Raw genomic sequence first — 23,847 nt, 5'->3', positions numbered from 1 at the left:
TGCGTAGTGCGAACTTTGGTCGGTTCAGCACGGCAACCTACGCTCGTTCTCTTTTACACCGCATCTCGGACGCGACCTGCGACAGCCCAGCCGCGATCAACACCCATGACACCTCACACACCGGATCTCACCAGGGCGGATGAGGTTTTCGGCAAGGGCAGGGTCGCAGGACAGCAGAACGGACCGTCAACGCCCGGCGCGATGGGCATCTGCAACTGCTGGTCTGGGCGAACAAGCTCGCCGGCACCGATCGGGTCTGGGCGGTCGAGGATGTTCGGCATGTGGCCGGCAATCTGGTCCGCGACCTGCCGGCCGCAGGCGAGAAGGTGATCTGCGTGCCGCCCAAGATGATGGCCGGGGAACGGCGCGGTGGCCGCGAGCACGGCAAGTCCGACCCCATCGACGCGCTGGCCATCGCGCGTCTGGCCCTGCGCGAGGCGGCGAGTCTGCCGCCCGGTGGCTGTTTTGGATGAACCGCGCAGCCCCACGGATCGTGGCGAAGAGCATCGCTTCCAAGCTCCCATGCATGGCAAAGTACTTCGACGTGCATCGGGACAACCCGCAACCTCGGGCCCTCCGTCAGGTGGCAGACCTCGGAGGTTGTCCCGTAGCTCGTACTTGATGTGGCGGTCCCCGCCTCGCGGCCTACCTGATGGTAGGTCTCGAGCGATTACCACATCACTTCGAGTATGGAGACGGGGACCGTGATCAAGACCTACCAGAACAAGCGCGGACCCGCCCGGCACGTTGCCGAAAACATGGCCGTCCCACAGACCGTCAGCGTGGCCATGGACCAGATCGCCACCTCCATGAAAGACGGCCTGCTCGCCCTGGCCGTCCAGTCCGGGCTGGCCGTCATGTTCGCGATCCTGGACGAGAACGTCACCACCATCTGCAGGCCGCGGGGCCGGCACAACCCCGGCCGGACCGCGGTACGGCATGGCAGCGACGCCGGATCGGTAGTGCTCGGCGGCCGCCGGCTACCGATCCGCCGCCCACGGGTGCGCACCGCCGACGGCACCGGCGAGGTCGCCATCCCGGCCTACGAACTGTTCTCCTCCACCGAGATCCTCGATGAGATGGCACTGGGCAAGATGCTCGGCAAACTGTCCACCCGCCGCTACCAGCTCGGCCTGGAGCCGGTCGGCGACCGCATCGAGCAGGCCGCCACCGGCACCTCCAAATCGTCGATCTCGCGGCGGTTCGTCGCCGCCACCGAACGCGCACTCGCGGACATGATGTCGGCCGACCTGGCCGAGTTGCAGCTGGCCGCACTGATGCTGGATGGAGTGCACTTCGGCGAGCACACCTGCATCGTGGCGCTCGGGATCGGCACCGACGGCCACCTTGCACCCACTCGCGTTGGTGGAGGGCTCCACCGAGAACGCCACCCTGGCCCGCGAGCTCATCGTCGGCCTGCGCGAACGCGGCCTCGATGCCACCGCGCCGATTCTGGTGGTACTGGACGGCTCCAAAGCGCTGCGCCGCGCGGTGCTGGACGTCTTCGACCATCCGGTGATCCAGCGCTGCCAGCTTCACAAAATCCGAAACGTCCGCGACCGGCTGCCACTGAAACTCCGCGCCGCCGCCGAGAAACGCATGCGAGACGCCTACCACGCCGACACGCCACTGGCCGCCGAAGCCATGCTCACCGCCCTGGCCGCCGAACTGGACAAGACCCACCCCGGAGCCGCGGCCTCACTACGGGAGGGCCTGGAGGAGACCCTCACGATCCTGCGGCTGGACGTGCCGCCGATGCTGGCGCGCACCCTGCGCTCGACCAATCCCATCGAGTCAATGATCTCGATCTGCCGCGATCACGCCGTCAACGTCAAGAACTGGAAGGACGGCACGATGGCGCTGCGCTGGTGCGCGGCCGGCATGGCCGAGGCCACCAAACAGTTCCGCCGCGTCAACGGCCACATGCACTTGCCCAGACTCCGCGCCGCTCTCGACCGGCATGCCATGACGCAGAATCCCAGCCCGAACTGCTACAACGAAAACATCGCCCGACCGTCGGACCGCTGATCAAGTTCCACGAACGTCGGGACATCCTCCTCGTGATCCCTTGAAAGTCGTTGAGCTGCCAAAACGCCTACCCTAAACGTCCAGGGGAGCAAGGGGGCCAATCCGGGGAGCCAACGCCTTCAAACCGGCTCCGACCACCTCCGACCTTCCCGGAAGTTTCCCCAGGTGGGAGGCTCCCCGTCCGACGCCGTCAGATCTCCCCAGACCCCCAACTCGTGGCTGGGGGTCAAGGGGTCGCAGGTTCAAATCCTGTCGTCCCGACCAGGTTTTTTGCTGGTCGGCAGGGGTTTCGGAGTTTCTCCGGAGCCCCTTTTCCGATCTTCGGGAGCCAGTTGGAGTCAAGTGCGCTTGGGATGTCTGCGCGGGTAGAAGCTCCTCATTCGACTCCGCCAGTCGCGGGGCATCTGCTGCGCGAGCGCGCCGCTAACCGGGCACTCCCCGCGGTGATCCCTGCGCCCCGTCTGCTGTGGGCCGACGACGTGGACGGCTGGCACCTGCTGCTCTTCGAGCACGCACCCGGCCGGGAGGCGGACCTGACGCCCGGCTCCCCGCACATCTCCGCCGTGGTGAACGCGGTTGCCGCCATCTCCGTCCCTTGCCCTTGGGCTGAGGCGCCGTCCGTGACGGTCAAGGTCGCCGCGCTGCTCCGGCAAGCTGAGATGTTCATGGCGGAGTCTCCGGCCGAGTATGCCCGCTACGGGCCGCTCGTCAAAGCCCTCGACCTCGACGAGTTCAACGGGACGGTCCTGCTGCACGCAGACCTGCACGCAGGCAACCTCCTCGTCGACGGCGACCGGTGTTAGGTCGTCGACTGGTCGATGGCCTGCCAGGGCGCAGCCTGGGTGGATGTGGCCCTGTGGATCCTGCGGCTGATCGACGCCGGACCCGCGCCCGCCGACGCCGAGGAGATCGCCGCCCGGGTGCCTGCGTGGGGTTCAGCGCCCGAGGATGCGGTGACCGCGCTGGCCGCTACCCGTGCCCTGTTCGCCGCCCGTATGGCCGAGACGGGGCCGGCACATCTGCGGGAGAAGCGGCTACGGACCGCCGCAGCCTGCCAGGCATGGGTGGAGTACCGCACCAGCTGATCCGCAGCACGGACGCCCCGCCGCTCTCCGCGAGGAGAACGAGCGGGGCGTTCGCGTGTTCAGGATCGGGCTACCTGCTACCTACTGCACCGTGTTGATGAGTTCCTTCGGCTTAGGCTCGGAGAAACCGAAGGGATCTTCTAGATCTCCGTAGTCGATCACCTCATCGGCCGGCGGAGGAACAACCACAAGTGGCATCCCCCAATCGGTGTAACGGGTGTCAATCCTCTCGATCTTCGTAAGCCTGTTCTCGTCGACCACCCGTTTGTTAGTCAACAATCGCTTGGGCAGACCCGTGGCATCAGTCCACAGACGCCAAGAAATCTTCGACTTGGCAAGCGTGCCCTGGTAGAAGAACCCGCCAGAAACCGGCTTGACCGTCGCTCCCCTCAACAGGGTCTTCAAGGCAGCCGGGTCGAACACGTTAACCGTCGCCTGCTGGCTGGCATAGTCGACGACGGGCCTTAGTAGCGCTGACCTCGACCAGGTCTTGCCCTGAGGTAGCGAGTAGATGCCGGAGGTGTACAGGTACCCGCTAACAGCACTCATTTGGAACGGGCTTGCCAGGTCGGCCAGCAGTTCGTTGGTTTCCGCAGCCTTCGCGCTCTTCGCGTCAAGCACGGAATGCATAGAGGTGTCGACGGCAACGGGACCAGCGGAGCCAAGCTGAAGCCTGCTGGCGAGCCGGTCACGGGTCGAGGTCGCGTCCTTGAAGATCATGCGAGAGATCTCGGCGATCTGCACACCGTGTTGGGCTCGAAACTGCCGTTTGACCGCTTGTGCCGGGTCTGGCGGGTCGGTCTGCGCGGTTGCGGGTACAGCGGTGGACACGGATGCGATCAGGGTGGCGGCTGCGAGGGCGAGCCATCGCCTCATGAGGATGTCCTTCGTGGGGGTGCGGGGAGATCATCCTGCCAGAGGTCGGGCAGGGCGTTCGCGCGTCAGGCGCGAGCGGCCTTTTGGAGTGAGGTGCCTAGCGGATTCCGGACAGTCCTTAGATTCAGGAACGCCAGCTTCTCGCGCAGCTCGGCGTTCTCTCGCTCCAACTCCCGGATCCGGGTCCGCTCCGGCCCGGAGACCGGCTGCTCATCTGGGCTGTGCACGACCCGATGCCGAGTCACCCAACTGCCCAAGGTGCCGGCGTTGATGCCGAACTCCCGGGCCACCGCCGCGACCGTGTGATCGCCCTCCAGCACCATGCGGACGGCTTCTTCCTTGAACTCGGGCGAGAACTGCCTGCGATGCCTCGTCACGTACCTACCTCTTCCGGACTTTCGTCAGCTTATGTAGCCGACTGTCCGGAATCCGCTAGGCACCTCAATGTTGACTGTGTCGATCCTGTCCTTCACCGACAGCCGCTTACGGTCGCGGGCGGTCAACGGGCCAGGCTCGCCGGCCATCCGGCGGGCGACCGGCCCGAGCAACACGGCTATCGCCACGGCGGTCACCGCCACAGTAAGCAGTGCGCCGAGCGTCCACCGCAGCCCGTCGAGGCCTGGCGCCCCGGCCGCCAGCCACACCAGGCTTGCCGTGCCCACCGCGGCGGCGACTACCGCTACCGTCTTGCCCCATGTCCGATGGATTTGCACTCTCTCATTGGATCCGGGGCACTAACGCCCGTTCAGTGCTTCGCGGACCTTGAGGCCAGAGCGTGATGCGATATGCCGGTGAACGCCGAAGCTGCCGCCACGGTGCAGGCCGCCCTGGTGGTCGACGAGTAGGCCAGCGCGGCGGGGGAGAGCGGGGGAGAAGAGTGGCCAGGCGGGGGAGTTTCACTCGCTGGAGCGCGCGGCCTTCCACAGTTGCATCCTGGCGGCGTACTGGTCGTCGATGTCTTGCAGCCACGGGTGCTGGTCGCGCTTCTCCTGCGCCTGCAGCCGCACCTCGCGGGCCTTCTGTACTTCGTCCTCCTGCTTGTCGGTGGTCTTCGGTTTGCCGGTCATGATGTCTATCGTCGAGGGGAGAGCGGCGACCAGTTTTTCGACGTGGGCGTCGGCTTGCTCGTAGTCGCGCTGAATCTCTACCAGGTCATTCGGAAATTCGTATGCAGACACGTGTGAATCCAATGGTTTACGGCATGTCGCCCCGGAGGGGCCTCCGTGGTCGGCCTGGACCTGCGGCCGATGTCCTGCATGTGCCCGAGGACTGCCGTGCTAAGCGCGCGAAGCTGAATCGGGCACACGAGACAGCCGGGCGGCGAAGCCACAGAGCAGGCCGTACCGGGCGAGCCGCGTAGTGAGCCCCTGTATATAGGTGTGCGCTTGACTGCGCTTACCCGCCCCTTGACTCTCCGTGCATTTCCATGACTGTTCCGTGAACCCGCGATAAGGAACCATTCATCTGCCGGAGCTTCGCTACCGGACCGGACTCCCTCGACCACGGCGCCGGAGTCGTCGGCGTCCGTGAAGGTGAAAACCAGTCCTTGCTCGGAGTCGTTGCCGAGCCGGAACGGCGCCTGCTCAGTGCCCCTCTGCTCAATGACGGTGTACGTGCCATCCTTGTCGTTCCAGCGAAGCCAAGCCGAAACGGTGAAACTCTGGTCGGTGCGGATCACGGGTCCGCTCGTTTGCGCGAGAGGCTCCTGCCAGGCTTGATCAGTTGGACGATGCCGTCCTGCCAGTCCGACCAGGCCGATGCCACTGTGGGCGAGACCGCGCGGGCGCGCCAGCGGACCTGCCAGCCGTCGGTCAGTTTCCCCGCCGGAACGGCGAGGCCGGCCTGGCCCCGGAGGCGACGTTGTCCACGCCGCCGGCCCGGATCTGGCCGGTGCCCTGTCCCGTGGTGGCAGGGTCGTGCTCGACCTTGAACTCGGCCCTGAGCCTGCCCCCGGCGGGGTCGGTGACCTGCGCCAGGAGGCTCGGGGTGAGCGAGGTGGTCAAAACCTGGCCATCGATGACCTGGGACGGATTGACTTGTAGCGCGCCCACGGCCGGTTCGGAGACGGAGTCCGGCACGTCGACGGTCAGGGCCTGCCAGTCCGACCAGGGCGAGCTGAGCGTGGCGGCGGTGGTATTGGCCGCGCGGGCGCGCCGGCGCACCTTCCAGCCGTTGGTCAGCTTCGCCGTGGGAACGGTGAGGCCGACCTGGGTGCCAGAGGCGACATTGTTGAGGCTGCCTGCCCAGATCTGGCTGGTGCCCTGCCCGGTGGCGGCCGGGTCGTGTTCGATCTCGAATGTCCCCGTCAAGGTACCGGTCGCGGTATCGGAGACGGTGGCCGCGAGTTGCGGGGTGAGCGAGGTGACCGTGGTGATGCCCGCCACGTTCTGCGCCGGGGTCACCATCAAGCCAGTGATCGTCGGAGCCGAGGCCGGACAGAGGTGGTGACGGTCAGTTTGGGCGAGGAGTTGAACTCGAAGGTCTCCTCGGAGGAGGGGAAGACCCGGTAGTTTTCGGCGGTGTTGGCCTCGTTGGGGTGCTAAACGTCATCTGTAGCCACCCTGAAAGCCATCGAGCTGTTAAAACGCCTACTCCATGTCCTGGGAGTCATGGGAGCCAATTTGGGGAGCCAACGCCTTCAAACCGGCTTCGACCGCTTCCGACCTCCTCGGAAGTTTCCCCAGGTAGAAGGCTCCCCGTCCGACACCCTCAGATCGTCCCAGACACCCAACTCGTGGCTGGGGGTCAAGGGGTCGCAGGTTCAAATCCTGTCGTCCCGACAGATCGAAAAGGTCTGTTGGTCTGGTTGAAAGTCCAGATCAACGGGCCTTTTTGCATTCCCCTCTCGTCACTTGCGATCACCTAGACGACCCGCAGCCGGGGACCATCTGGGGACCGCCGGACCGTGAGATGAGCGCTCAGCGCCTCCCCGGCATCGGCGATCGAGCGCGCGTTCGGGTCTAGGTATCACTGAGTCGTCGTGAGCGAGCCGTGACCGGCGATCTTCCGTAGGACGTGCACGGGAACGCCGGCGTCGGCCATCCAGGTAAGACCGGTGTGGCGGAGATCATGATGGCGAAGGTGCTCGTAGCCGAGCTTCGTTCCAATGGGGCGTGTCCCGGAGAACCGCGGTGGTGATGCCTCCGCCCCCTTCAGGAGAGGTCGGCATGGTCATCCACAACCGCACACCGCCGCCTGGAACGCTGATCCACTCCGATCGCGGGGTGCAGTTCACCTCCTGGGCGCATCCCTGGCGCGCCAAGGCATCCGGCCTGGTCCCGTCCATGGGATCGATCGGTGACTGCTTCGACAACGCCGTCATCGAGTCGTTCTGGGGACGGACGCAGACCGATCTGCTCAACCGTAAGCGATGGAAGACCCGCATCGAGCCGGCATGAGAGTCGACCAAACCGACTCCACCGAACTCGGGGTACATCATGGTCGGAGCGGCTCTGGGTAGGCTCCGGATGTGGATCATCGAGCCTTGTTCGAGTCCAGTAAAGCCGTCGCGCGTGCCTCCGCTCGGATGATTCGGATGATGAGGTAGCACGGTGACCGACCACGATGAGGTGGCGACTGTCCGACCGTTGACACTGGCCTGGGTGAGCCGGCACCTGGAGGTCGGCGAACGGATCGTCAGAGCTGAGGCACTGCACGGCGGCATCACTGCCGAAATGCGGAGGCTGACCATCCGCACGCAGGACGAAGGCACCCGTGACCTGGTGCTACGGACTTTCGTCAATGTGGAGCACGCCGAGGACTGGCTGAACAGGGAGGCAGGCGCACTGACCCTGCTCCCGGGGACCGGCGTGCCGGCTCCTGGACTGGTCGCGGTTGATCCGACCGCCGCGCATTGCGAGTATCCGTCGCTTCTCATGACACATCTGGCGGGCCGGAGGGTCCTCGACGATGAGGGATTGGAAGCGCGCGTCCCTCTGCTGGCCCGTCAACTCGTGGCGATCCACGCGTTGCGACCCGCCGAGCGGCCCCGGGAGTATGTGGCGTTGACGACCGCCGACACCGTCGTGACTCCAAAGGGCGCAGACGCGGCGGCATGGGCCGCGGCGATCGACGTGATCCGCAGGCCCGCGCCGTCCTATGAAGGGCGATTCCTGCACCGGGACTTCCAGCCCGGCAACGTGCTGTTCGACGTGCCGCCCCCACAGCCGGCAGGTGCCCGGATCACCGGCGTCGTCGACTGGGCGGCCACCTCCTGGGGCCCGGCGGATCTCGATGTGGCGCACTGCTCCACCAATCTCGCGCTGCTGCACGGCCCCGCGTGGGGTCTGCGGTTCGCCGAGGCGTATCAGGAGGCCGGCGGGCTGCTGGCCGCAGCCGCGAGCGAGCGGCTGTACTGGCAGGTCCGGGACGGGCTGGCGTGCTCGGAAGAAGTGCAGTCGGTGGCGCGGCCATGGCGGGAAGCAGGGAGGACGGAGCTGACGACGCGAACCGTGGAGGAGCGGCTGGATGCCTATGTCACCGCCCTGATGGACGCGCTGGGCTGAGCCAAGACGGTCCTGGGCGCAAGGCCCCGGCCTCATCGTTCACCGCTCGACCAAGTGGGGGCGGTGCGCGACGGTGACGACGCCCGTGTCCGCGATCTGCTGCGGGCGTTGGCGCAGTACGCGGACGGCGAAGTACTATCCGTAACCCCTTTTTCCGATCTTCGGGAGCCAGGCGGGGAGCCACCGGGTCACGCGGACCGGCTCTGCCTCTTCAGGATCTTGTCCATGGCCTGGGCGCCCTTGGTGAGCGCCGGCCTGATCTCGTGACGGTAGACCGTCTCGGTCACGTGTGTGCTGACGTATCCCACGAGATCGCTGATGTCCTCCACAGGCACGTCACAGGCGTCGGCATCGCGGAAAACGACCGTGACGAACCAGCCCGGCCCTTGCTGCGGGTCGGGCTGGCCACGCCGAGCGCGTCGTGGAGGGTGGCGCCCGTGCCGGAGCACGGGGCCCGGCTGAAGGCCGACATCGGGAGCAGGACAGCGGGCAGCCCGCTGGGACATCTCCTCCTGGCCGGATACAGGGTGGTTACGGTGGGTATCGGCGGCCACCGTTCCCAAGCCGTCACGGGTGCGCCCACCACGGGTGATGCCGTGAAATGTCTTTTCCGGTGGGGTGGGCTATGGTCGGCCCTATGACGGGACCGTGGAAAGCTCCACAAGGGTCCATCGCGTTCACCAGCGTGATGGGCCTGGTTCTGTTGTTCCTGGTACTGGCCGGTGCTCCGTGCAAGGCGAGCTGCGACGGCCCGGCTGTTGCGCAGAGTTCGACCTCCGGCCCGGCGTGGGAGCTCGGCGGATGGGATGCCGACCTGTCCAGCCTGCCGCCGCAGGCGGGCAGCGCCCGCGCGCACCACGTGCTGTCCCTGTGGCCGCCCATGCGCGGCGAACGCCACGGCGAATCCGCACATCTGGTGCTGCTGCCGTCGCCGGGCTCGGACGCGGATACGCTGCGCGAGCCTCAACAACTGGCTCACCGCACCACGGGATCGCGCAGCCCGCCGCTGACCTAGCCGATGTCTTCCCGTCGGGCTCTGTGGCCACGCGCGCCGCGGAGTCTGACAACGCGCACCCAACGCACCCCCACGCCCGCATCCAGGCTTTCCCCTGGCGCCGGCCCGGGCGTGCCGTCGCGCCCTGAAGACGCCTTGCGACTGTCCCCTTGGCAGGAGAAGCGGCAGGCCGTCTTCGTCTGAAGCCGCTCCTTTGTTCGAGCTGCTTTCGCCTTGCCACCTTTCCTGTCGGCGTCCGCTGGGAGCTGATCATCGTCATGGCCGTTGTCGCATCAGTCCATGCCCATCCGCGGCTGGAGCCTCCGGACCGACCCGCCGTCTACCGGTCCGCTGCTCCTGCCGCGTGGCCTCGCGCGGCAGAGTGGAGCACGAAATGAGTCCGACCCGGCGTTTGATGGCGCTCGACCTGAGCACCGCCCGCACCCGGTCGCTGACCGTATGCGGACCCACGATCGCCGACCGGCCCTCGAGCATCGTGAGGCGGTCGTCCACCTCCGGTGAAAGGGACGTGGTGCGGCCATTCGGCACGGCATGGTGGCCGACCCGGATGCCTGCCTGCGGCTGGTGCGCATGGCGGTGCGGGACACTCTCCACTACGACCCTCAGCCGCTGGAGCAGGTGCTGGCCGGGGTGCCGGTGGCGGCCTCGCCCAGTGATCGCCGGGCGGTCCGCGCCGCGGTCGCCGAGATCGCCGGATGCGAGGTGCGGCTGGTGGAGGAGCCGCTGGCCGCCGCCGTCGGTGTCGGCCTGGACGTCATCGATCCCCGGCCCTGCCTGCTGCTGGACGTCGGGGCGGGAATCGTCGAGGCCGTGGCCATCAAGCAGGGAGCCGTCACCGATGCGGTCGCCCTCCAGCTCGGCGCCACCACCAGCGTGGGGTTGGTCGCGTACGCGCTGGAAAACGTTGTCGACATGACAGCGGGCTTGCTACGCCGCCTGCCCGATATCTCGTGCCCGGCCGCGCGCGCCCGGGGCGTGGTGGTCACCGGTGGCGGTGCGCACCAGGAGTTGCTGCTGCGCCGGCTGCGCGCCACCCTGCGGCTCCCGGTCAGCGCGGCGCCCCAGCCTCAGCACGCCACCGTCCGCGGCCTGATGCGGCTGTGCCTGCAGCCGGCCCTGGCGGCCGGCCTCACCTCGTCTGCCCGCTGACGCGCTGCGACGCAAAAGAGACCCCGCGCGAGGGCTCCTTCCCCAGCGCCTTCCTGATCCATCACGGAAAGGATCATATGATCATGACCGACAGTCACACGACATCACATCTCAGTAGCGTGCAGCTCCAGTCACTGCGCCAGGACCTGCGTGAGCAGCTGGAGCAGCGCAGCAGGCACCTGCACGACCTGCGGGCCCAGGAGCAGGACAGCAGCGGCGCCGACGGCACCTGGCAGGAACTGGTCGTCTCGATCACCGCTGCCGAGCGCACCGTCGCGGAGCTGTCCCAGGCCTGCGACAGGCTGGCGGCCGACACCTACGGCCGCTGCGCCCACTGCCAGGGGCCCATCCCGTTCGAACGGCTCAAGGTCCGGCCGCTGGCACGCACCTGCATCGACTGCCAACGACGGCACGAGGCCGCCTGAAACCATGAAAGGGGGCGGAGCAGTCTGCCCCCTTTTCAACCACCCGGAGCTGACCATGATCACATTGGACCGTCTGGTGAACGTGCTCGGCGGGTACGGCGTGCGACTGTGCGGCCATCCTGGGGCGCGCTCGACCTGGCTGCGCAGCGTGGCGATACCGGACGCCACCGATCACCACGTCGCGGGCGACGTGCTCCTCGCCGTCGGAACCTCCTCACTCGCCGAGGCGGTCCAGTGGGCAGCCGCGGCCAAGGCCACAGCCGTCCTGGTACGCCCCGTCCGAACCGGCACCGGCGGCGAGAGCGAGAGCGGGAGCGGCGCGGACGTCGAGCGGGAAGCCGCCGCGATCGCCGACCGGTATGGAGTGGCCGTGTTGCTGGCCGACCCCGCTGTCTCCTGGAGTCAGCTGGCCGGCGTGGTGTACGGGTTGGTGCTGGAGAGCCGCGAGACCGCCTCGGGACGCGGCCCTACCGATCTGTTCGCCCTGGCCGACAACCTGGCCGACGTCATCGGCGGTGCGGTGACCATCGAGGACCGGCACTCGCGGGTACTGGCCTACTCCCGCTCCCAGCAGGCGGGAGATCCGGCCCGGGTGGAGACCATCCTCGGACGGCGGGTCCCGGAACGGCTGCGCGAGCTGTTCCAGCAACAGGAAGTGTTCGCCCGCCTGGCGGCGACGGACGAGCCGGTGTTCGTCCCCGCCGATGCCGGACACGGCCTGACCGGACGGATGGCGGTGGCGGTGCGGGCCGGCCGCGAGCTGCTCGGTTCGGTGTGGGTCAGCTGCGCCGGCCCGCTGACGGGCGCCCACCGCCGCGCGCTGGCCGACGGCGCGCGCACCGTCGCCCTGCATCTGCTGCGATCCCGGGCCAGCGCCGACCTGGAGCGGCAGGTGGAGTCCGACCTGGTCATCCGATTGCTGGAGGGCAGCGCCGACGCCGCGACGGTGATCAGCCGGCTGGGCCTGGCCCCGCAGGGGATACGCGTCATCGCGGTCCGCGCGTACACCCCCGACGATCGCCATGCGGCGCTGCTGCTGGCCCTCGAGCAGGCCACCACCGGCTTCGGCTGGTCCCGGCCCGGGCGCAGCGCGCTGCTCGGCGACACCCTTTACACCATCCTGCCGGCCGAGCGGGCCGAGGCTGCCAGGCAGTGGATCGCGGCCCTGCGCTCCGAACTACCCGTCCGGGTGCGCGTCACGGCCGGGATCGGCGCACCCGCCGAGGCGGCGGACCTGGCCGCCGGCCGCCAGGAAGCCGACGAGTGCCTGGCGCTGCACGAGAGCGCCGAGCCCGGCGCCGCCCCGCCCGCCTACGACGAGTCCTGGGACGACATCCTGCTGCGGCGGCTGCGCGCGGCCGCGCGAACCGGTCGGGCTCCGGCCCGCGGGCCGGTGAGCACGCTGCTGCGGCACGACACCCGTCACGGCACGCGCTTCGTCGCCACGCTGCGTGCCTGGCTGGAGAGCCAGGGCGACCTCACCCTGGCCGCCGAGCGACTCGCGGTGCATCCCAACACCGTCCGCAACCGGCTGCGCAAAATGGGCGAGCTCGGTCCGCTGGACCTGTACGACACCCGCCAGCGCCTGGCCATGACCATCATGCTGGCCGCCTTGGAGGACGAACCCCGCCGGTGACCTGTTCAAGACCCATCACCGTTCCCGGTGCCGGCGTTGTGCCGGATCGACAACGGTGGCGCCGCGATTGTCGCCCGCTCACAACGCCGCTGGTCGCCACCCGGACCATGCTGGCCAGGACATCGACATTCGTACTTGTTGGAGGTTGGCATGGTCGGCAACTGGCCACGATCGGTGATCGTGGTGGGCGCGGGCATCGTGGGCCTGTCGACCGCGTGGTTCCTGCAGGAGCGCGGCGTCCGGGTTGACGTGATCGATCGCGGCGGCGTGGCGGCCGGCGCGTCCTGGGGCAACGCCGGCTGGATCGCGCCTGGTCTGGCCATCCCGCTCAACGAACCCACTGTTCTGCGCTACGGCCTGCGCTCGCTGCTCAACCCGGCCGCGCCGCTGCACGTGCCCATGAGCTTCGATCCAGGCCTGTGGAGTTTTCTGGCCCGTTTCGCCGCCAACAGCCACTGGCGGTCGTGGACCCGCGCCGCGCGCGCCAACCTGCCGCTTAACGACGAATGCGTCGAGGCCTACGAGGTGCTCGCCGCCAACGGTGTGTCCGCACCCGTCATCGCGGCGCCGATCACCGCGGCGTTCCGTACGCCGCGTCAGGCCGAGAGCCTGCTGCGCGAGCTGCGCAGACTACAGGCGGCCGGGCAGCGGGTCGAGCACACCGTGCTGGACGGCGGCCGGCTGGCCGAGCAGGCCCCGCTCGTCGGCGAGGCGCTGACAGCGGGGGTGCGGATCGACGGCCAGCGTTACGTCGACCCGGGCGCCTTCGTGCACGCCCTGGGAAAGGCCGTCATGCAACGCGGCGCGACCATGTACGCCGTCGAGGTCGACGAGGTGCGCACCGACGACAGGAAGGTGATCGTCCGCTCAGCCAAGGGCACCGTGCTGTCCGCCGACGCGGTGGTGCTGGCCACCGGCGCTTGGCTGCCCCGCCTGGCCCGGCAGTGGGGCGTGCGTGTCCCGGTGCGGGCCGGCCGCGGCTACTCCTTCACCGTGCCGGTCGACCATCCTGTCCCCGGCCCCATCTACCTGCCCGAGGAGCGGGTAGCGTGCACGCCGTACCGCAACGGGCTGCGGGTGGCGGGCACCATGGAGTTCCGCGACCCGGACGCCCCGCAGGTGCCCGCCCGGCTGGAGGCCATCATCGCCTCCGCCCGGCCGCTCCTGCGGGGTGTGCACTGGGAGGAGCGTACCGACGTCTGGGTGGGGCCCCGTCCCGTCACTCCGGACGGACGGCCGCTCGTCGGCGCGACGGTGGCCCCCACCGTCTACGTGGCGGGTGGCCACGGCATGTGGGGCCTGGCCCACGGCCCGATCACAGGCAGGCTGCTGGCCGAGCAGATCACCACCGGCAAGCAACCCGCCGCCCTGGCCGACCTCGACCCCCTCCGCTGACGCGGACCGCGCACAAACCGTCCAGCCCGCCGCGCCGACACGACGAGCGGACGGGCAGCGCCGCACCCCGCGCGGCGGCCTGGCGGCTGCACCGGCCGATCCCGCAGGCGGCTCTTGCGGACTGCCTGAACTGCGAGCGGATCGGCCGGTGCAGCCGCCACCGGCTCGATGCGGACCGGCCTTTCCGCCACCGGGCCGAGGCCGGGCCGTCCTCCCGCCTGCGATCACCCTCGTCACCGACCGTAACCTGCGCCGCCGGGCCGAGACCGCCGACGCCCGGTGCCTGTTCGCCTTCGACACATACGTCTCCGCAACGCCATGTGGCGGGCGGGGCGCTGTCCGTGACGGTCAAAGCCGCCGCGCTGCTCCGGCACGCCGAGGCGCTCCTGGCAGAGGCTCCGGCCGAGTACGGCCGCTACGGGCCGCTCGTCAAAGCGCTCAACCCGGGCGAGCTCGACGGGGCGGCGCTGCTGCACGCGGACCTGCACGCGGGCAACCTGCTCGTCGACGGCGACCGGTGCCGGGTCGTCGACTGGTCGATGGCCTGCCAGGGCGCCCCCCCGGGTCGATGTGGCGTTCTTCATCCCGCGGATGATCGACGCCGGCCACACGCCCGCTGAGGCTGAGAACGTCGCCACCCGGGTGCCCGCGTGGAGTTCAGCTGTCGGGGACGCGGTGACCGCGCTCGCCGCCATCCGAGCCCTGTTCGCCGCCCGCATGGCCGAGACCGGGCCGCAGTGTCTGAGGGCGAAGCGGTTGCGGACCGCGACGGCGTGCCGGGCGTGGGTGGAGTACCGCACCAGCTGAGCCGCAGCGCGAAAACGCCCCGCCGGTCCAAAGACCGGCGGGGTGCCGTCATTAAGACCTGTGAAAGCGCTCGCGAGAAGACGCACCATAGAGCCGCAATATGGAGAACCAGTATCTCCTCAAGCCCGGTAGCCGGTGCTCATCTGAAGGTGTTCTCCTTCCCGGATGTGAGGAGTCACCCACAATGAAGATCCGCCGATTACATTCCGCTGTACTCGCCGTGGCGCTGGGCGCCAGTGTCCTGGCTGGTACCGCACCCGCCTTCGCCGCCACCCAGACCAGCGCGGCCGCGGTCGCCGCGAATTGGCCGACACCGGACTGGTACCTGCAGGGCCCCTACCAGACCCTGGCCGCCTGCGACCTCGCCTACGAGGACGCTGCGCAGAACGGTCAATACACCGGGCTCGCCTACTGTCACTGGTTCCGCGGGGGTGGCCCTTATCTGGCGGGCTTCTACTACGAGGTGTACATCCCCTGAGCTTCAACAGGTGTGAGGGGCGAGCCGCAGGTGGGGGATCTTCTTGGCTGCGCACTCATCTTCGATCCAGGTCGCCCGGCAGCCGAGGAGCTCGGCGAGCCGGTGCTTGTCGATGACGATCGGCGCGGCCATCAGGCGCTCCGGCGGACGGGCCGGGCCGACATCGCCTTGATGGCGGGGAGCATGCTGGTTGTGGTCATGTTGGGTCCGACCCTCTGCGGTCGCGGATCGGGCGAGGGAGCAGGTCCTCGAACCCTGTGCTCCGCAGCGGCGATGTGGACGCTTTCCTCTGCGGCTTCCGTTTGTCGTCCGGTATGTCGGTGAGGCCGATGAACCCGCCCGCTGCCCGCCGCCTGCCGGGCGCCGCGCGACCTCGGCGGCGGGGGAGCTGCTTCCCGCCGCCGGGTGGCGGGGTGGGTGATCAGCCGCTCGATCTCGGCCACGTCTTCGGGAGAAGCGCAGCTTGCCGAGCACCTTGTGGGCCGGTCAGTCGCCGGACGCGGTGTTGCGGTGGATGCCGTGCACCGAGTCGAGGTTGAAGCGCTCAGCAAGCTGCTCGGGGGTGAGCTGGCGGCCGGGAGGAGGGGACATCACTCCAGTTAGCGGCATAACGCCTTGTTAGCCAAGCTTACCGAGTGTCTCCGCATTCCGGTGCATATGCGTATGAGAGCTGACGAAGTAGCGGCGCCCCCACCTGAGGACGAGTCAAGGTGGAGGCGCCGATCACGGCTGGCGTTCACAGGGAGCCCGTCCCTGAGGCGTCGCTCCGGTCGCGCTCACCCCCCGCAGGCGGCCCCTGGTGTGCGCGCCACCGCCCGCGGGGAGTTCAGGAAGTGAAGGTGTGGCCGGCTCGCGCCCGGTGTATCCGCTCCATCTGAGTGGCCAAGGCAGTCGCGAGCGCCTCCGCGGAGAACCGCATGAGCTCGGCCGGCACCCCGGCCGCCTTCTGCTGGTCGGTCGGCGCGGTGCGGAGAACGGCGTGCCAGACCGGGGTGGACGGCTCGGCCACACGGGTGATGTCCCAGCCAGGGAACTCCTGCCCACCCAGGTGCGCACCGTCTCGGCCGTGTCGATCCCCAGTTTCGCCGCCAACGCCTTCGAACCGGTTCCGACCGCTTCTGACCTCTCCGGAGGTTTCCCCAGATGGGAGGCTCCCCGTCAGATCTCCCCAGATTTCTCACTCGTGGCTGGGGGCAAGGAGTCGCAGGTTCAAATCCTGTCGTCCCGACCAGGTTTTAGCTGGTCGGGAAGGGTTTCACCCGAAAGGGGCGTTATCTTCATGGTTGACTGGAATCGCCGGTGCGGCGGAAGCTCTGTCGCTCCTTCCGTGCCGTCAACGCGTTCCGGTGATCCTGGTCGGGGCCGGACATGTCTGACGCGCGCGAAAACGAGGTGAGACCGCGGGGGCTCGCTCGGTAGTCTCACCTCAACGCGCAGGGGCTGAGCACGTGGTGAGCTCACTCGGTTGTAACCCGGACGCTTCGGCTGTGGCGGTTCGACTCCGTCCTCCTGCACGCCTGCATAGCTCAGTCGGTGAGAGCGCCGCACTCATAATGCGGAGGTCCCAGGTTCGAATCCTGGTGCAGGTACGTCTCGGTGTCGATCATGCGGGCTGTGGTCTGGGCGCCCGGGGGTGGCACTCTCGCGGAGGGGCCACATGTGAGGGGTCACGGGTCAGGGTTGGCACTCCTGCGTTGCACCCCCGTGGCATCTGCCATGGCAGGGGTGGGGCATCTGGCCGTCGCACCCCGTGGCAGCGAGATCAAAAATTTCCGGGGTTTCCCACCCGCGCGCAGCCGTACGCGAAACCGCGGGTGGCGCCGGCGGGGGCTGGTATGTCGCCCCTCGGCCTGCGAGAACCCTCGATAACATCTGTCATGCGAGCCGACGACATTCCTTTTGATCATGAGGGGCTAACGGGTGAACGGCGCGATCGATCCTGAAGCCGATATCCGGGCTCGGCTCAAGCGGCACTGGGAGGCCTCCGAACGCGGGGACCTCGACGCTGAGCACGCGATCTACGCTGCGGACGCGATTCTGGACTACCCGCAGTCGGGCGAGCGCTTCAGAGGCCGGTCAAGGATCCAGGCGCAACGCGGCGGGCACTCGGCCGAACGCCACTTCGCCATCCGACGGATCCTGGGCGCCGGCGACCTTTGGGTGAGCGAGTGCGTGATCACCTATGACGGCGTGCCCACATACTCGCTCAGCGTCATGGAGATCACCGATGGTCTCGTAACGCACGAGACCCAGTACTTCGCAGACCCCTTCCCCGCGCCTGCTGGGCGCGCTGCGCCGGCTGAGCCCATTCCGGGCCGCGACCATTGAGCTGATCGAGCCGTCAGGTCGATGGGCGACATCGACCGGGCGCGCCCGCGTGGTCCTGGCCCCTCTCAAGCACTACGCCGATGTTCCCCACGTGCGCGAACCGCTGACTCGCCACCCCATGAGCGCCTGACCTCTTTGCCTGTCACCGCGGCCGGCCGCATGGACGCGAAACCGGTCACCGGTCACGAACCGCGGCACCGAGGAATCGCGTGCTCAGCATGTCCTCGGAGAAGGAGAGGCCGGTGATCCTTTTCGCCAGGGCGAAGGACCGTGGGAACGGGGCATCGCCGCCGGGCCCCTCCCAGGACAGGCCGACTTCGCGCATCTTGCCGGCCAAGCGGTCTGGATCACTGCCCCAGCGTGTACCGGGAACCAGCTGATCGAAGCATGTGATCTGTTCACCGTCGACCGCGTAGACGAAATAGTCCGAGGCATGGAGGTTGCGATAGATGGATACGACCTCGGTCGACTGGGAGAGGCTGCGCAGTAGGAGCTCGTTGAGGCCGATCGATCCAGTCCAGAGCTGGATCAGCACGGTCCAGCCGTTCACCTCCAGTGCGCCCACATAGCTGGTGCGCATGTTGTCCGAGTCGATGTACTCCATCGTTCGTTCCTGGTGCTCTTCAAAGGTCACCTCTTCGATCCCGCTGCTGTCCGCGCCGAGACGCGTCAGCGCCTCGCGAGGGCTGAGGGATCGGGCGAAGGTGACACAGGAGATGTCATGGAACGGGCCGTGTTTTGTAAGCCAGCCGAATTCTTCGCATGAGTTCGTCACCGTGTCTCCCTTGATCACTTACGTGTGATGATGACAGCCGTCACCGGCGGGGACGGCGTTTCGGAAGACGTAGGCGTGAGTGACCAACCGGGTGGCAACGACCGGGGACGGGGCCGGGCGCCGGGAGGCGACCAGGGACGGTCTTTGCAGGTCAGGGCTGGTATTTGGCCCTGGTTGCGCCCCTGCTCGGGTTCCTGGGGGTCGAGGGGGTCCAGGTTCGAATCCTGTCGCCCCGACCAGGGTTTGCTGGTCGGCAGGGATTTCGGAGTTTCTCCGGAGCCCTTTTTCCGATCTTCGGGAGCCGGACGGGGAGCCACCGGGTCACGCGGACCGGCTCTGCCTTTTCAGGATCTTGTCCATGGCCTGGGCGCCCTTGGTGAGCGCGGGCCTGATCTCGCCGTCAGGGTGAGACCGGTCGCGTGCTCTTCCGGAGATGTCCTCACCGGCCCGCGGAAGCGCGCGAGCCCGCTGTCGCTTACTTGAACGCTGTTAGGGTTGAACGGTGTTCAGGTTTTGTGCGAGACTCCGCGTATGCAGTTGAAACGGGCGGACGTCGTGACCGGGGCCCTGGCCCTGCTCGACACCGACGGCCTCGACGGGCTGACCATGCGCAAGCTGGGCGCGCGGCTCGGAGTGCAGGCCGGCGGCATCTACTGGCACTTCAAGAACAAGGAAGCGCTGCTCGGCGCCATGGCCGACCGGATCGTCGGCGAGATCACCGAAACCCCGCTCGCCCCCGGCCCCTGGGACGCGCAACTGAGGGAGATCGCCCACCGCACGCGCCGCGCCCTGCTCGCCCACCGTGACGGCGCCCGCGTGGTCGCCGGCACGTACGTGGTGGAGCCGAACACCGTACGCGGCGGCGAGCAGGCCGCGCGAATCCTCATCGACGCCGGTTTCCCGCTCGACCGGGTCGGCTGGGTGATCTTCGCGACCATGTACTACGTGCTCGGTCACACGATCGAGGAGCAGGCCCAGCGCACCGCCGGTGACTGGGAACAGCGCGGAGCGGCACTGGCCGACACGGAACTGCACCGCGTGATGGACGGCGTGATCAAGGCCGACCCCGAGGAGCGTTTCGGGTACGGCCTGGAGCTTTTTCTCGACGGCGTACGCCTGCGGCTCGCGGCGGCCCAGGCGTGATCCCGAAGGTCAAGCGGTCCAGGCAACGGCGCATGATCCCGCTGGAGGTCCGCGCCAACGTCCGGGTGAGCCCGTCGTTCAACCGGCTCACCCTCGGCGGTGCGGCCCTCGCCGGGTTCACCAGCCCCGGCCGCGACCACGCCGTGCGGCTCTTCTTTCCGCGTACGGGCCAGGCCCGGCTGTGGCTGCCGAGCCTGCACAACGACGCCTGGATGGCCGAGACGCTGCTGCAGCCCGCCTCCCGGCGCCCGTGGGTGCGCAACTACACCGTGCGCGACCACCGGCCCGAGAAGCAGGAACTGGACATCGAGTTCGCCCTGCACGGCGACCAGGGGCCCGCCTCCGCCTGGGCCGCCCGCGCCCGCCCCGGCGACCCGGCCGGCATCTTCGAGGAGGGCTACAGCTATCTGCCGCCCGACGGCGCCGACCGGCAACTGCTGGTGGGTGACGAGAGCGCGCTGCCCGCGATCCTGTCCATTCTGTCGACTGCTCCGGCCGCCCTCACCGGGAACGTTTTCCTGGAGGTTCCGGAGACCGCTGATATCCGCAGCCGAATCGAAAGCCCTGTGGGCGTACAGGTGAAATGGCTGCCTCGCGACGGCGCCGGCACGATCCCCGGAGCCCTCGCCCTTGAAACCGTCCGGAAGACCCCCGACCTGGGCACGCCCTCCTATACCTGGATCGCCGGCGAGGCGAAGCTCGTCACCGGCGTGCGCCGCCACCTGGTCAACGAACGACGCATCGAGAAAAAGGACATCGCGTTCATCGGCTACTGGCGGCACGGCCGCTCCAGTCCCGGCTGACCGGTAGGAGAAAGTGTGACGAAGATAATCGGCACGACCGCGGAACTGCGCGAATACGTGAAACCGCCGCTGCGCGTCATCGCGGGAAAGGGCATCGACCACATCGACGCCGAGTCGCGCCGCTTCATCGAACTGAGCCCGTTCTTCCTGCTGGCGACCTCGGCGGAGGACGGAACCTGCGACGTCTCGCCCCGCGGCGACCCACCCGGAGGCGTCCTGGTCCTCGACGACCGCACCCTGGCGTTCGCCGACCGGAAAGGCAATCGCCGCCTGGACAGCCTGGAGAACATCCTCCAGCGCCCGCACGTCGGAATGCTGTTCCTCGTGCCCAGATCGGGGGAGACCCTGCGGGTCAACGGCCACGCCCGAATAGTCGCCGAAGCCCCTTACCTGGAGCGGATGACCATGCAGGGCGTAACGCCCCGACTGGCCGTGGAGGTACGCGTCGAGGAACTGTTCCTGCACTGCAGCCGGGCCTTCGCCCGCTCGTCGCTGTGGGATACGGGCAGTTGGCCGGAGCGCGGAGAGGTGCCGAGCGCGGGAAAGATCGCCCGCAGCCAGGCCGGATTGAAACTACCGGCCGCGATGTTCGACGCCGTCCTCAACCGCGCGGCCCGCGACCCGTACTGAGCCGTTTTCATGTCGGTCCCGGTGGTGAGGCCGATCACTCTCACCGCCGGGCTCACGGTCGCGGGCGTGGTGGTCGGGGTCGCGGCCTGTCCCGACGCGCGGCCCGGTCCCCCCGACGGACCGGCCTCGGGCCTGGTGGTCGTCCTCGCGACCGCGTTCGTCACCGCCAATGCCGGAGCCGGTAGGCAACGGTGTCGTGCTGCTCCCAGTACCCGGTTCTCGGCCTTGCCGTATTCGCTGTGCGGGATGTGGCGGCCATCAAGGAGAACCCTGTGATCCACGCCATCCTGATCTTCGGGATGGCAGGGCCTGATCGCCGCCTGGGTGAGGTGCCGCACCGGCTGAGCCCGCACCCGGCGAAAGCGCCCCGCCGGTCCGAAGATCGGGCGGGGCGTTCGCGTGTTCAGCCCCGGGCCGCCTTCTGGAGTGCCATCCGCGCCTTGTGCGGGTCGTCGACCTGCTGGAACCAGGGGTGCCGGTACAAGATGTCGACGAGGCGCAGCCGTTCGGCGCGCGCGTCGGCCAACTCCTTGCGCTGCTCCTCGCTGACCTTGGCCTCCCCGGTGAGCACCGCCACCGACGGTGGCATCGCGTCCGCCGCGGCCCGCACGCGGGCGTCCGCGGCGTAGAAGGCGCGCTGGGCTTCCAGTAGATCTTCCGGAATGTCGTAGTCAGCGGTCATCGGTAAGTCCCCCCGGGTCGTGCGATACCGGGGCGAGCCTACGAAGGGCGTTGAGACAGGGAAAAGCCGCCTCGCCCTCCATGGAGGAGAGCAAGGCGGCTCGTGGTCCGGCGCTGGGCTCCGGGCGGGCCGGCCGGAGTCGGCCGCGGCGTTGCCTCGGCGGCGGGGGAGCCGCCGAGGGCGCGCCGTCCTCTCAGGCGCGGGTGGGACTCAGGGGCTCGTGCACCGGTAGCCGGACGGCGTCTGGGTGTTGCCGTTCGGACGGTTCGCCTGGAAGCCGAAGGTGGTGCTCTGGCCGGGACCGAGCGTGCCGTTGTGCCCGGTGCTCCTCGCCGTGACGGTCTGCCCGTCGGTGGTCAGCGTGGCGTTCCACGAGCCGGTGACGGCGTGGCCGCTCGGCAGCGTGAAGGTCACCGTCCAGCCGTTGATCGCGGACGTGCCGGCGTTGGCGACCGTGACCGGCTGGACCACGTACCCGTTCCCCCACTGTGCCTGGACGGCCGCCGTCACCGAGCATCCGCCGGTGCCCCCGCCGCCCGTGGTGGTGACCGTCGCCGTGTTCGACACCGGCGAGAGGTTGCCCGCCGCGTCGCGGGCCCGGATCTGGTAGCGGTACGTGGTGTTCGCGGTGAGCCCGGTTTCCGCGAACGAGGTGGTGGCCGAGGTCCCCACCTGCGTGAAGGCGCCACCGGACGCGCCCGGCGCGCGCAGGACGTCATAGCCGGTCACGCCCACGTTGTCGGTGGAGGCGGTCCAGGCCAGGGTGGTGCCGGTGGAGGTGGTCCCCGACGAGGCGAGGCCGGCCGGTGCGGTCGGCGGGGTGGTGTCACCCCCGGTGGTGGCCGGTGGAACGCGGACGACGCGGTCGTCCTGCGCCACCGGGCTGCCGCGGCCGTCCCGGTTGCTGGTCGTCACCCAGAGCCAGCCGTCCGGCCCGACCGCGACCGTGCGGAGCCGCCCGTAGGCGGACTGGAACTCGGCCAGCGGCGTGCCGGGCGTGCCGGCGCCGGTCAGCGGCACCGCCCAGAGCCGCTGGCCGCGCAGCGCGGCGACGAAGAGCGTGTTGTTGGCCCAGGCCAGCCCGCTCGGCGACGCCTCGGCGGTCGTCCACGTGACGATCGGGTTGCGGAAGGAGGGGTTGGTGCAGGTGCCCTCGCACGTCGGCCAGCCGTAGTTGGAGCCCGCGACGATCTGGTTGATCTCGTCCCGAGTGTTCTGCCCCAGTTCGGCGGCGTACATCCTGCCCTGGGAGTCCCAGGTCAGGCCCTGGACGTTGCGGTGGCCGTAGGTCCAGACGCGGGAGCCCGCGATCGGATTGTCCGCGGGCACACCGCCGGTGGGCGTCATGCGCAGGATCTTCCCGGCGAGGCTGTTGACGTTCTGCGCGTTCGCGGTGTTGCCGGCGTCGCCGGTCGCCACGTAGAGCATGCCGTCCGGCCCGAAGGCGATGCGGCCGCCGTCGTGGAAGGTGTTGCTCGGGACCCCGGAGAAGACCACCGGCTGCGTCTGGGGCGCGGTCAGTTGAAGCCTGACCAGGCGGTTGTCCCCGGCGGTGCTGGTGAAGTACGCGTACACCCAGCCGTCCTGGGCGTAGGTGGGCGACACGGCGATGCCGAGCAGGCCGCTCTCACCCGAGGCGCTCACCCCGCTGACGGTGGCGACCGTCGTGGGCGTCTGGCCCGGCCGCACCTGCAGGATGCGTCCGGTGTTGCGTTCGGACACCAGCGCGCTGCCGTCGGGCAGGAACGCCAGGCCCCAGGGAACCTGAAGGCCCGTGACGGAGACCTGCGCCCGGGAGAAGTCGAAGCCGCCCACCACCTGGGCGCGGGCCTCGGGGGCGGTGACGACCAGCGCGAGCAGAGCCAGAATCAGGGCCGGGATGACGCGGGCGCGCATGAATGGACTCCTTGACCGGATCACTGTGCGGATGTCAGCACCGTAGGCACGCGGGCCGCGGAACCTCAAACACCGTGATCGGTTCGCCCTCCCAATCTGGGAGGACTACACCGCGACGGTGAAACTTTCATGTGAGTGGCGAAAGTTGCGGTACGGCGAATGCTCCGGTCCTCCGGTGACGGGCGAGGCAG

General features: G+C 68.7%; 29 protein-coding genes, 2 tRNA genes and 2 pseudogenes. 20 read left to right on the top strand and 13 right to left on the bottom strand.

Going from position 1 to position 23,847, the window contains the following annotated elements; genetic code table 11:
- Positions 1-170 precede the first annotated feature (170 nt).
- The 4 genes and pseudogenes from ACSDR0_RS37650 to ACSDR0_RS37635 form a co-directional block, all read left to right on the top strand.
- Positions 171-473 (top strand): annotated as a pseudogene (locus ACSDR0_RS37650) (IS110 family transposase); the annotation flags it as partial.
- Between the two features lie 231 nt (positions 474-704).
- Positions 705-2,028, top strand: a pseudogene (locus tag ACSDR0_RS37645) (IS256 family transposase).
- A 443-nt stretch (positions 2,029-2,471) separates the two neighbouring features.
- Entirely contained in the window at positions 2,472-2,831 is a 360-nt protein-coding gene (locus tag ACSDR0_RS37640; RefSeq protein WP_435293727.1) for a phosphotransferase, read from the top strand.
- A gap of 39 nt (positions 2,832-2,870) precedes the next feature.
- Positions 2,871-3,113 carry a hypothetical protein gene (locus ACSDR0_RS37635; protein ID WP_435293726.1) on the top strand — a complete coding sequence of 81 codons (243 nt, stop codon included), beginning with the start codon at positions 2,871-2,873 and terminating at the stop codon, positions 3,111-3,113.
- Between the two features lie 81 nt (positions 3,114-3,194).
- Here the strand turns inward: ACSDR0_RS37635 and ACSDR0_RS37630 are convergent, their stop codons facing one another.
- The 7 genes from ACSDR0_RS37630 to ACSDR0_RS37600 all read right to left on the bottom strand — a co-directional run bounded on the left by ACSDR0_RS37630 (position 3,195) and on the right by ACSDR0_RS37600 (position 7,097).
- Positions 3,195-3,989: a hypothetical protein gene (locus tag ACSDR0_RS37630; RefSeq protein ID WP_435293725.1), complete on the bottom strand. Its 795-nt coding sequence runs from the start codon at positions 3,987-3,989 to the stop codon at positions 3,195-3,197.
- A 65-nt stretch (positions 3,990-4,054) separates the two neighbouring features.
- Positions 4,055-4,366 carry a transposase gene (locus ACSDR0_RS37625; RefSeq protein ID WP_435293724.1) on the bottom strand — a complete coding sequence of 104 codons (312 nt, stop codon included), beginning with the start codon at positions 4,364-4,366 and terminating at the stop codon, positions 4,055-4,057.
- Between the two features lie 24 nt (positions 4,367-4,390).
- Positions 4,391-4,702, bottom strand: a complete 312-nt coding sequence (locus tag ACSDR0_RS37620; protein ID WP_435293723.1) for a hypothetical protein — start codon at positions 4,700-4,702, stop codon at positions 4,391-4,393.
- A gap of 183 nt (positions 4,703-4,885) precedes the next feature.
- Positions 4,886-5,167 (bottom strand): hypothetical protein, encoded by a 282-nt coding sequence (locus ACSDR0_RS37615; protein WP_329424198.1) that lies wholly within the window; start codon positions 5,165-5,167, stop codon positions 4,886-4,888.
- A complete protein-coding gene (locus tag ACSDR0_RS37610) occupies positions 5,134-5,667 on the bottom strand; it encodes a LamG-like jellyroll fold domain-containing protein (protein WP_435293722.1) in 534 nt (177 codons plus the stop codon). Before ACSDR0_RS37610 ends, ACSDR0_RS37615 begins: the two co-directional genes overlap by 34 nt.
- A gap of 133 nt (positions 5,668-5,800) precedes the next feature.
- Positions 5,801-6,397 (bottom strand): hypothetical protein, encoded by a 597-nt coding sequence (locus tag ACSDR0_RS37605; protein ID WP_435293721.1) that lies wholly within the window; start codon positions 6,395-6,397, stop codon positions 5,801-5,803.
- Positions 6,398-6,956: 559 nt separating this feature from the next.
- Positions 6,957-7,097, bottom strand: coding sequence for a tyrosine-type recombinase/integrase (locus tag ACSDR0_RS37600; RefSeq protein ID WP_435293728.1), 141 nt, complete (start codon positions 7,095-7,097; stop codon positions 6,957-6,959).
- A 59-nt stretch (positions 7,098-7,156) separates the two neighbouring features.
- Here ACSDR0_RS37600 and ACSDR0_RS37595 point away from each other — a divergent pair, with 59 nt between their 5' ends.
- Positions 7,157-7,387 (top strand): hypothetical protein, encoded by a 231-nt coding sequence (locus ACSDR0_RS37595; RefSeq protein WP_435293720.1) that lies wholly within the window; start codon positions 7,157-7,159, stop codon positions 7,385-7,387.
- Positions 7,388-7,540: 153 nt separating this feature from the next.
- Positions 7,541-8,494: a phosphotransferase family protein gene (locus ACSDR0_RS37590; RefSeq protein ID WP_435293719.1), complete on the top strand. Its 954-nt coding sequence runs from the start codon at positions 7,541-7,543 to the stop codon at positions 8,492-8,494.
- Between the two features lie 188 nt (positions 8,495-8,682).
- Here ACSDR0_RS37590 and ACSDR0_RS37585 read toward each other — a convergent pair whose 3' ends face one another.
- On the bottom strand, positions 8,683-8,829 hold the full coding sequence (locus ACSDR0_RS37585) for a hypothetical protein (protein ID WP_435293718.1): 147 nt from the start codon (positions 8,827-8,829) through the stop codon (positions 8,683-8,685).
- A gap of 302 nt (positions 8,830-9,131) precedes the next feature.
- Here ACSDR0_RS37585 and ACSDR0_RS37580 point away from each other — a divergent pair, with 302 nt between their 5' ends.
- From ACSDR0_RS37580 to ACSDR0_RS37545, 8 genes are all read left to right on the top strand, one after another.
- Complete coding sequence (locus tag ACSDR0_RS37580; protein ID WP_435293717.1) at positions 9,132-9,509, top strand: hypothetical protein; 378 nt, start codon at positions 9,132-9,134, stop codon at positions 9,507-9,509.
- 531 nt (positions 9,510-10,040) lie between these two features.
- Positions 10,041-10,658, top strand: a complete 618-nt coding sequence (locus tag ACSDR0_RS37575) for a rod shape-determining protein (protein WP_435293716.1) — start codon at positions 10,041-10,043, stop codon at positions 10,656-10,658.
- 83 nt (positions 10,659-10,741) lie between these two features.
- Positions 10,742-11,083, top strand: coding sequence for a TraR/DksA family transcriptional regulator (locus tag ACSDR0_RS37570; protein ID WP_435293715.1), 342 nt, complete (start codon positions 10,742-10,744; stop codon positions 11,081-11,083).
- Positions 11,084-11,138: 55 nt separating this feature from the next.
- On the top strand, positions 11,139-12,719 hold the full coding sequence (locus ACSDR0_RS37565; RefSeq protein WP_435293714.1) for a PucR family transcriptional regulator: 1,581 nt from the start codon (positions 11,139-11,141) through the stop codon (positions 12,717-12,719).
- A gap of 150 nt (positions 12,720-12,869) precedes the next feature.
- Complete coding sequence (locus tag ACSDR0_RS37560; protein ID WP_435293713.1) at positions 12,870-14,114, top strand: NAD(P)/FAD-dependent oxidoreductase; 1,245 nt, start codon at positions 12,870-12,872, stop codon at positions 14,112-14,114.
- Positions 14,115-14,455: 341 nt separating this feature from the next.
- Entirely contained in the window at positions 14,456-14,734 is a 279-nt protein-coding gene (locus ACSDR0_RS37555) for a phosphotransferase (RefSeq protein WP_435293712.1), read from the top strand.
- Positions 14,706-14,921: a hypothetical protein gene (locus tag ACSDR0_RS37550; RefSeq protein WP_435293711.1), complete on the top strand. Its 216-nt coding sequence runs from the start codon at positions 14,706-14,708 to the stop codon at positions 14,919-14,921. The genes ACSDR0_RS37555 and ACSDR0_RS37550 overlap by 29 nt, the downstream gene beginning before the upstream one ends.
- A gap of 184 nt (positions 14,922-15,105) precedes the next feature.
- Positions 15,106-15,399 carry a hypothetical protein gene (locus tag ACSDR0_RS37545; protein ID WP_435293710.1) on the top strand — a complete coding sequence of 98 codons (294 nt, stop codon included), beginning with the start codon at positions 15,106-15,108 and terminating at the stop codon, positions 15,397-15,399.
- 3 nt (positions 15,400-15,402) lie between these two features.
- Here ACSDR0_RS37545 and ACSDR0_RS37540 read toward each other — a convergent pair whose 3' ends face one another.
- Both ACSDR0_RS37540 and ACSDR0_RS37535 read right to left on the bottom strand, forming a co-directional pair.
- Entirely contained in the window at positions 15,403-15,531 is a 129-nt protein-coding gene (locus ACSDR0_RS37540) for a hypothetical protein (protein ID WP_435293709.1), read from the bottom strand.
- A gap of 694 nt (positions 15,532-16,225) precedes the next feature.
- Positions 16,226-16,408 carry a hypothetical protein gene (locus ACSDR0_RS37535; protein ID WP_435293708.1) on the bottom strand — a complete coding sequence of 61 codons (183 nt, stop codon included), beginning with the start codon at positions 16,406-16,408 and terminating at the stop codon, positions 16,226-16,228.
- Between the two features lie 424 nt (positions 16,409-16,832).
- Between ACSDR0_RS37535 and ACSDR0_RS37530 the strand changes: the two genes are divergently transcribed.
- The 3 genes from ACSDR0_RS37530 (at position 16,833) to ACSDR0_RS37520 (ending at position 17,727) form a co-directional block, all read left to right on the top strand.
- Positions 16,833-16,913, top strand: a tRNA-Tyr gene (locus ACSDR0_RS37530).
- Position 16,914: 1 nt separating this feature from the next.
- Positions 16,915-16,988 (top strand) — tRNA-Met (locus ACSDR0_RS37525).
- Positions 16,989-17,319: 331 nt separating this feature from the next.
- Positions 17,320-17,727, top strand: coding sequence for a nuclear transport factor 2 family protein (locus tag ACSDR0_RS37520; RefSeq protein ID WP_435293707.1), 408 nt, complete (start codon positions 17,320-17,322; stop codon positions 17,725-17,727).
- Positions 17,728-17,902: 175 nt separating this feature from the next.
- On the opposite strand, the gene ACSDR0_RS37515 is transcribed toward ACSDR0_RS37520, so the two are convergent.
- The gene (locus ACSDR0_RS37515; protein ID WP_435293706.1) at positions 17,903-18,520 is read right to left on the bottom strand and encodes a DUF6461 domain-containing protein; all 618 of its coding nucleotides are present in this window, start codon (positions 18,518-18,520) and stop codon (positions 17,903-17,905) included.
- Positions 18,521-19,033: 513 nt separating this feature from the next.
- Between ACSDR0_RS37515 and ACSDR0_RS37510 the strand changes: the two genes are divergently transcribed.
- The 3 genes from ACSDR0_RS37510 to ACSDR0_RS37500 are packed head-to-tail and all read left to right on the top strand — an operon-like array spanning position 19,034 to position 21,078.
- Entirely contained in the window at positions 19,034-19,645 is a 612-nt protein-coding gene (locus tag ACSDR0_RS37510) for a TetR/AcrR family transcriptional regulator C-terminal domain-containing protein (protein ID WP_435293705.1), read from the top strand.
- 32 nt (positions 19,646-19,677) lie between these two features.
- Positions 19,678-20,448, top strand: a complete 771-nt coding sequence (locus tag ACSDR0_RS37505) for a siderophore-interacting protein (RefSeq protein ID WP_435293704.1) — start codon at positions 19,678-19,680, stop codon at positions 20,446-20,448.
- A gap of 15 nt (positions 20,449-20,463) precedes the next feature.
- Positions 20,464-21,078 (top strand): MSMEG_1061 family FMN-dependent PPOX-type flavoprotein, encoded by a 615-nt coding sequence (locus tag ACSDR0_RS37500; RefSeq protein WP_435293703.1) that lies wholly within the window; start codon positions 20,464-20,466, stop codon positions 21,076-21,078.
- 403 nt (positions 21,079-21,481) lie between these two features.
- Here ACSDR0_RS37500 and ACSDR0_RS37495 read toward each other — a convergent pair whose 3' ends face one another.
- The gene (locus ACSDR0_RS37495) at positions 21,482-21,760 is read right to left on the bottom strand and encodes a hypothetical protein (protein ID WP_435293702.1); all 279 of its coding nucleotides are present in this window, start codon (positions 21,758-21,760) and stop codon (positions 21,482-21,484) included.
- 210 nt (positions 21,761-21,970) lie between these two features.
- Complete coding sequence (locus ACSDR0_RS37490; protein ID WP_435293701.1) at positions 21,971-23,656, bottom strand: PQQ-dependent sugar dehydrogenase; 1,686 nt, start codon at positions 23,654-23,656, stop codon at positions 21,971-21,973.
- Between the last annotated feature and the right edge of the window lie 191 nt (positions 23,657-23,847).

This window comes from Streptosporangium sp. G11, assembly GCF_051192615.1.
Taxonomy (GTDB): domain Bacteria; phylum Actinomycetota; class Actinomycetes; order Streptosporangiales; family Streptosporangiaceae; genus Streptosporangium.
Note: the sequence above shows the minus strand (reverse complement) of the source record. Positions and strands in the feature narration are given on the sequence as shown.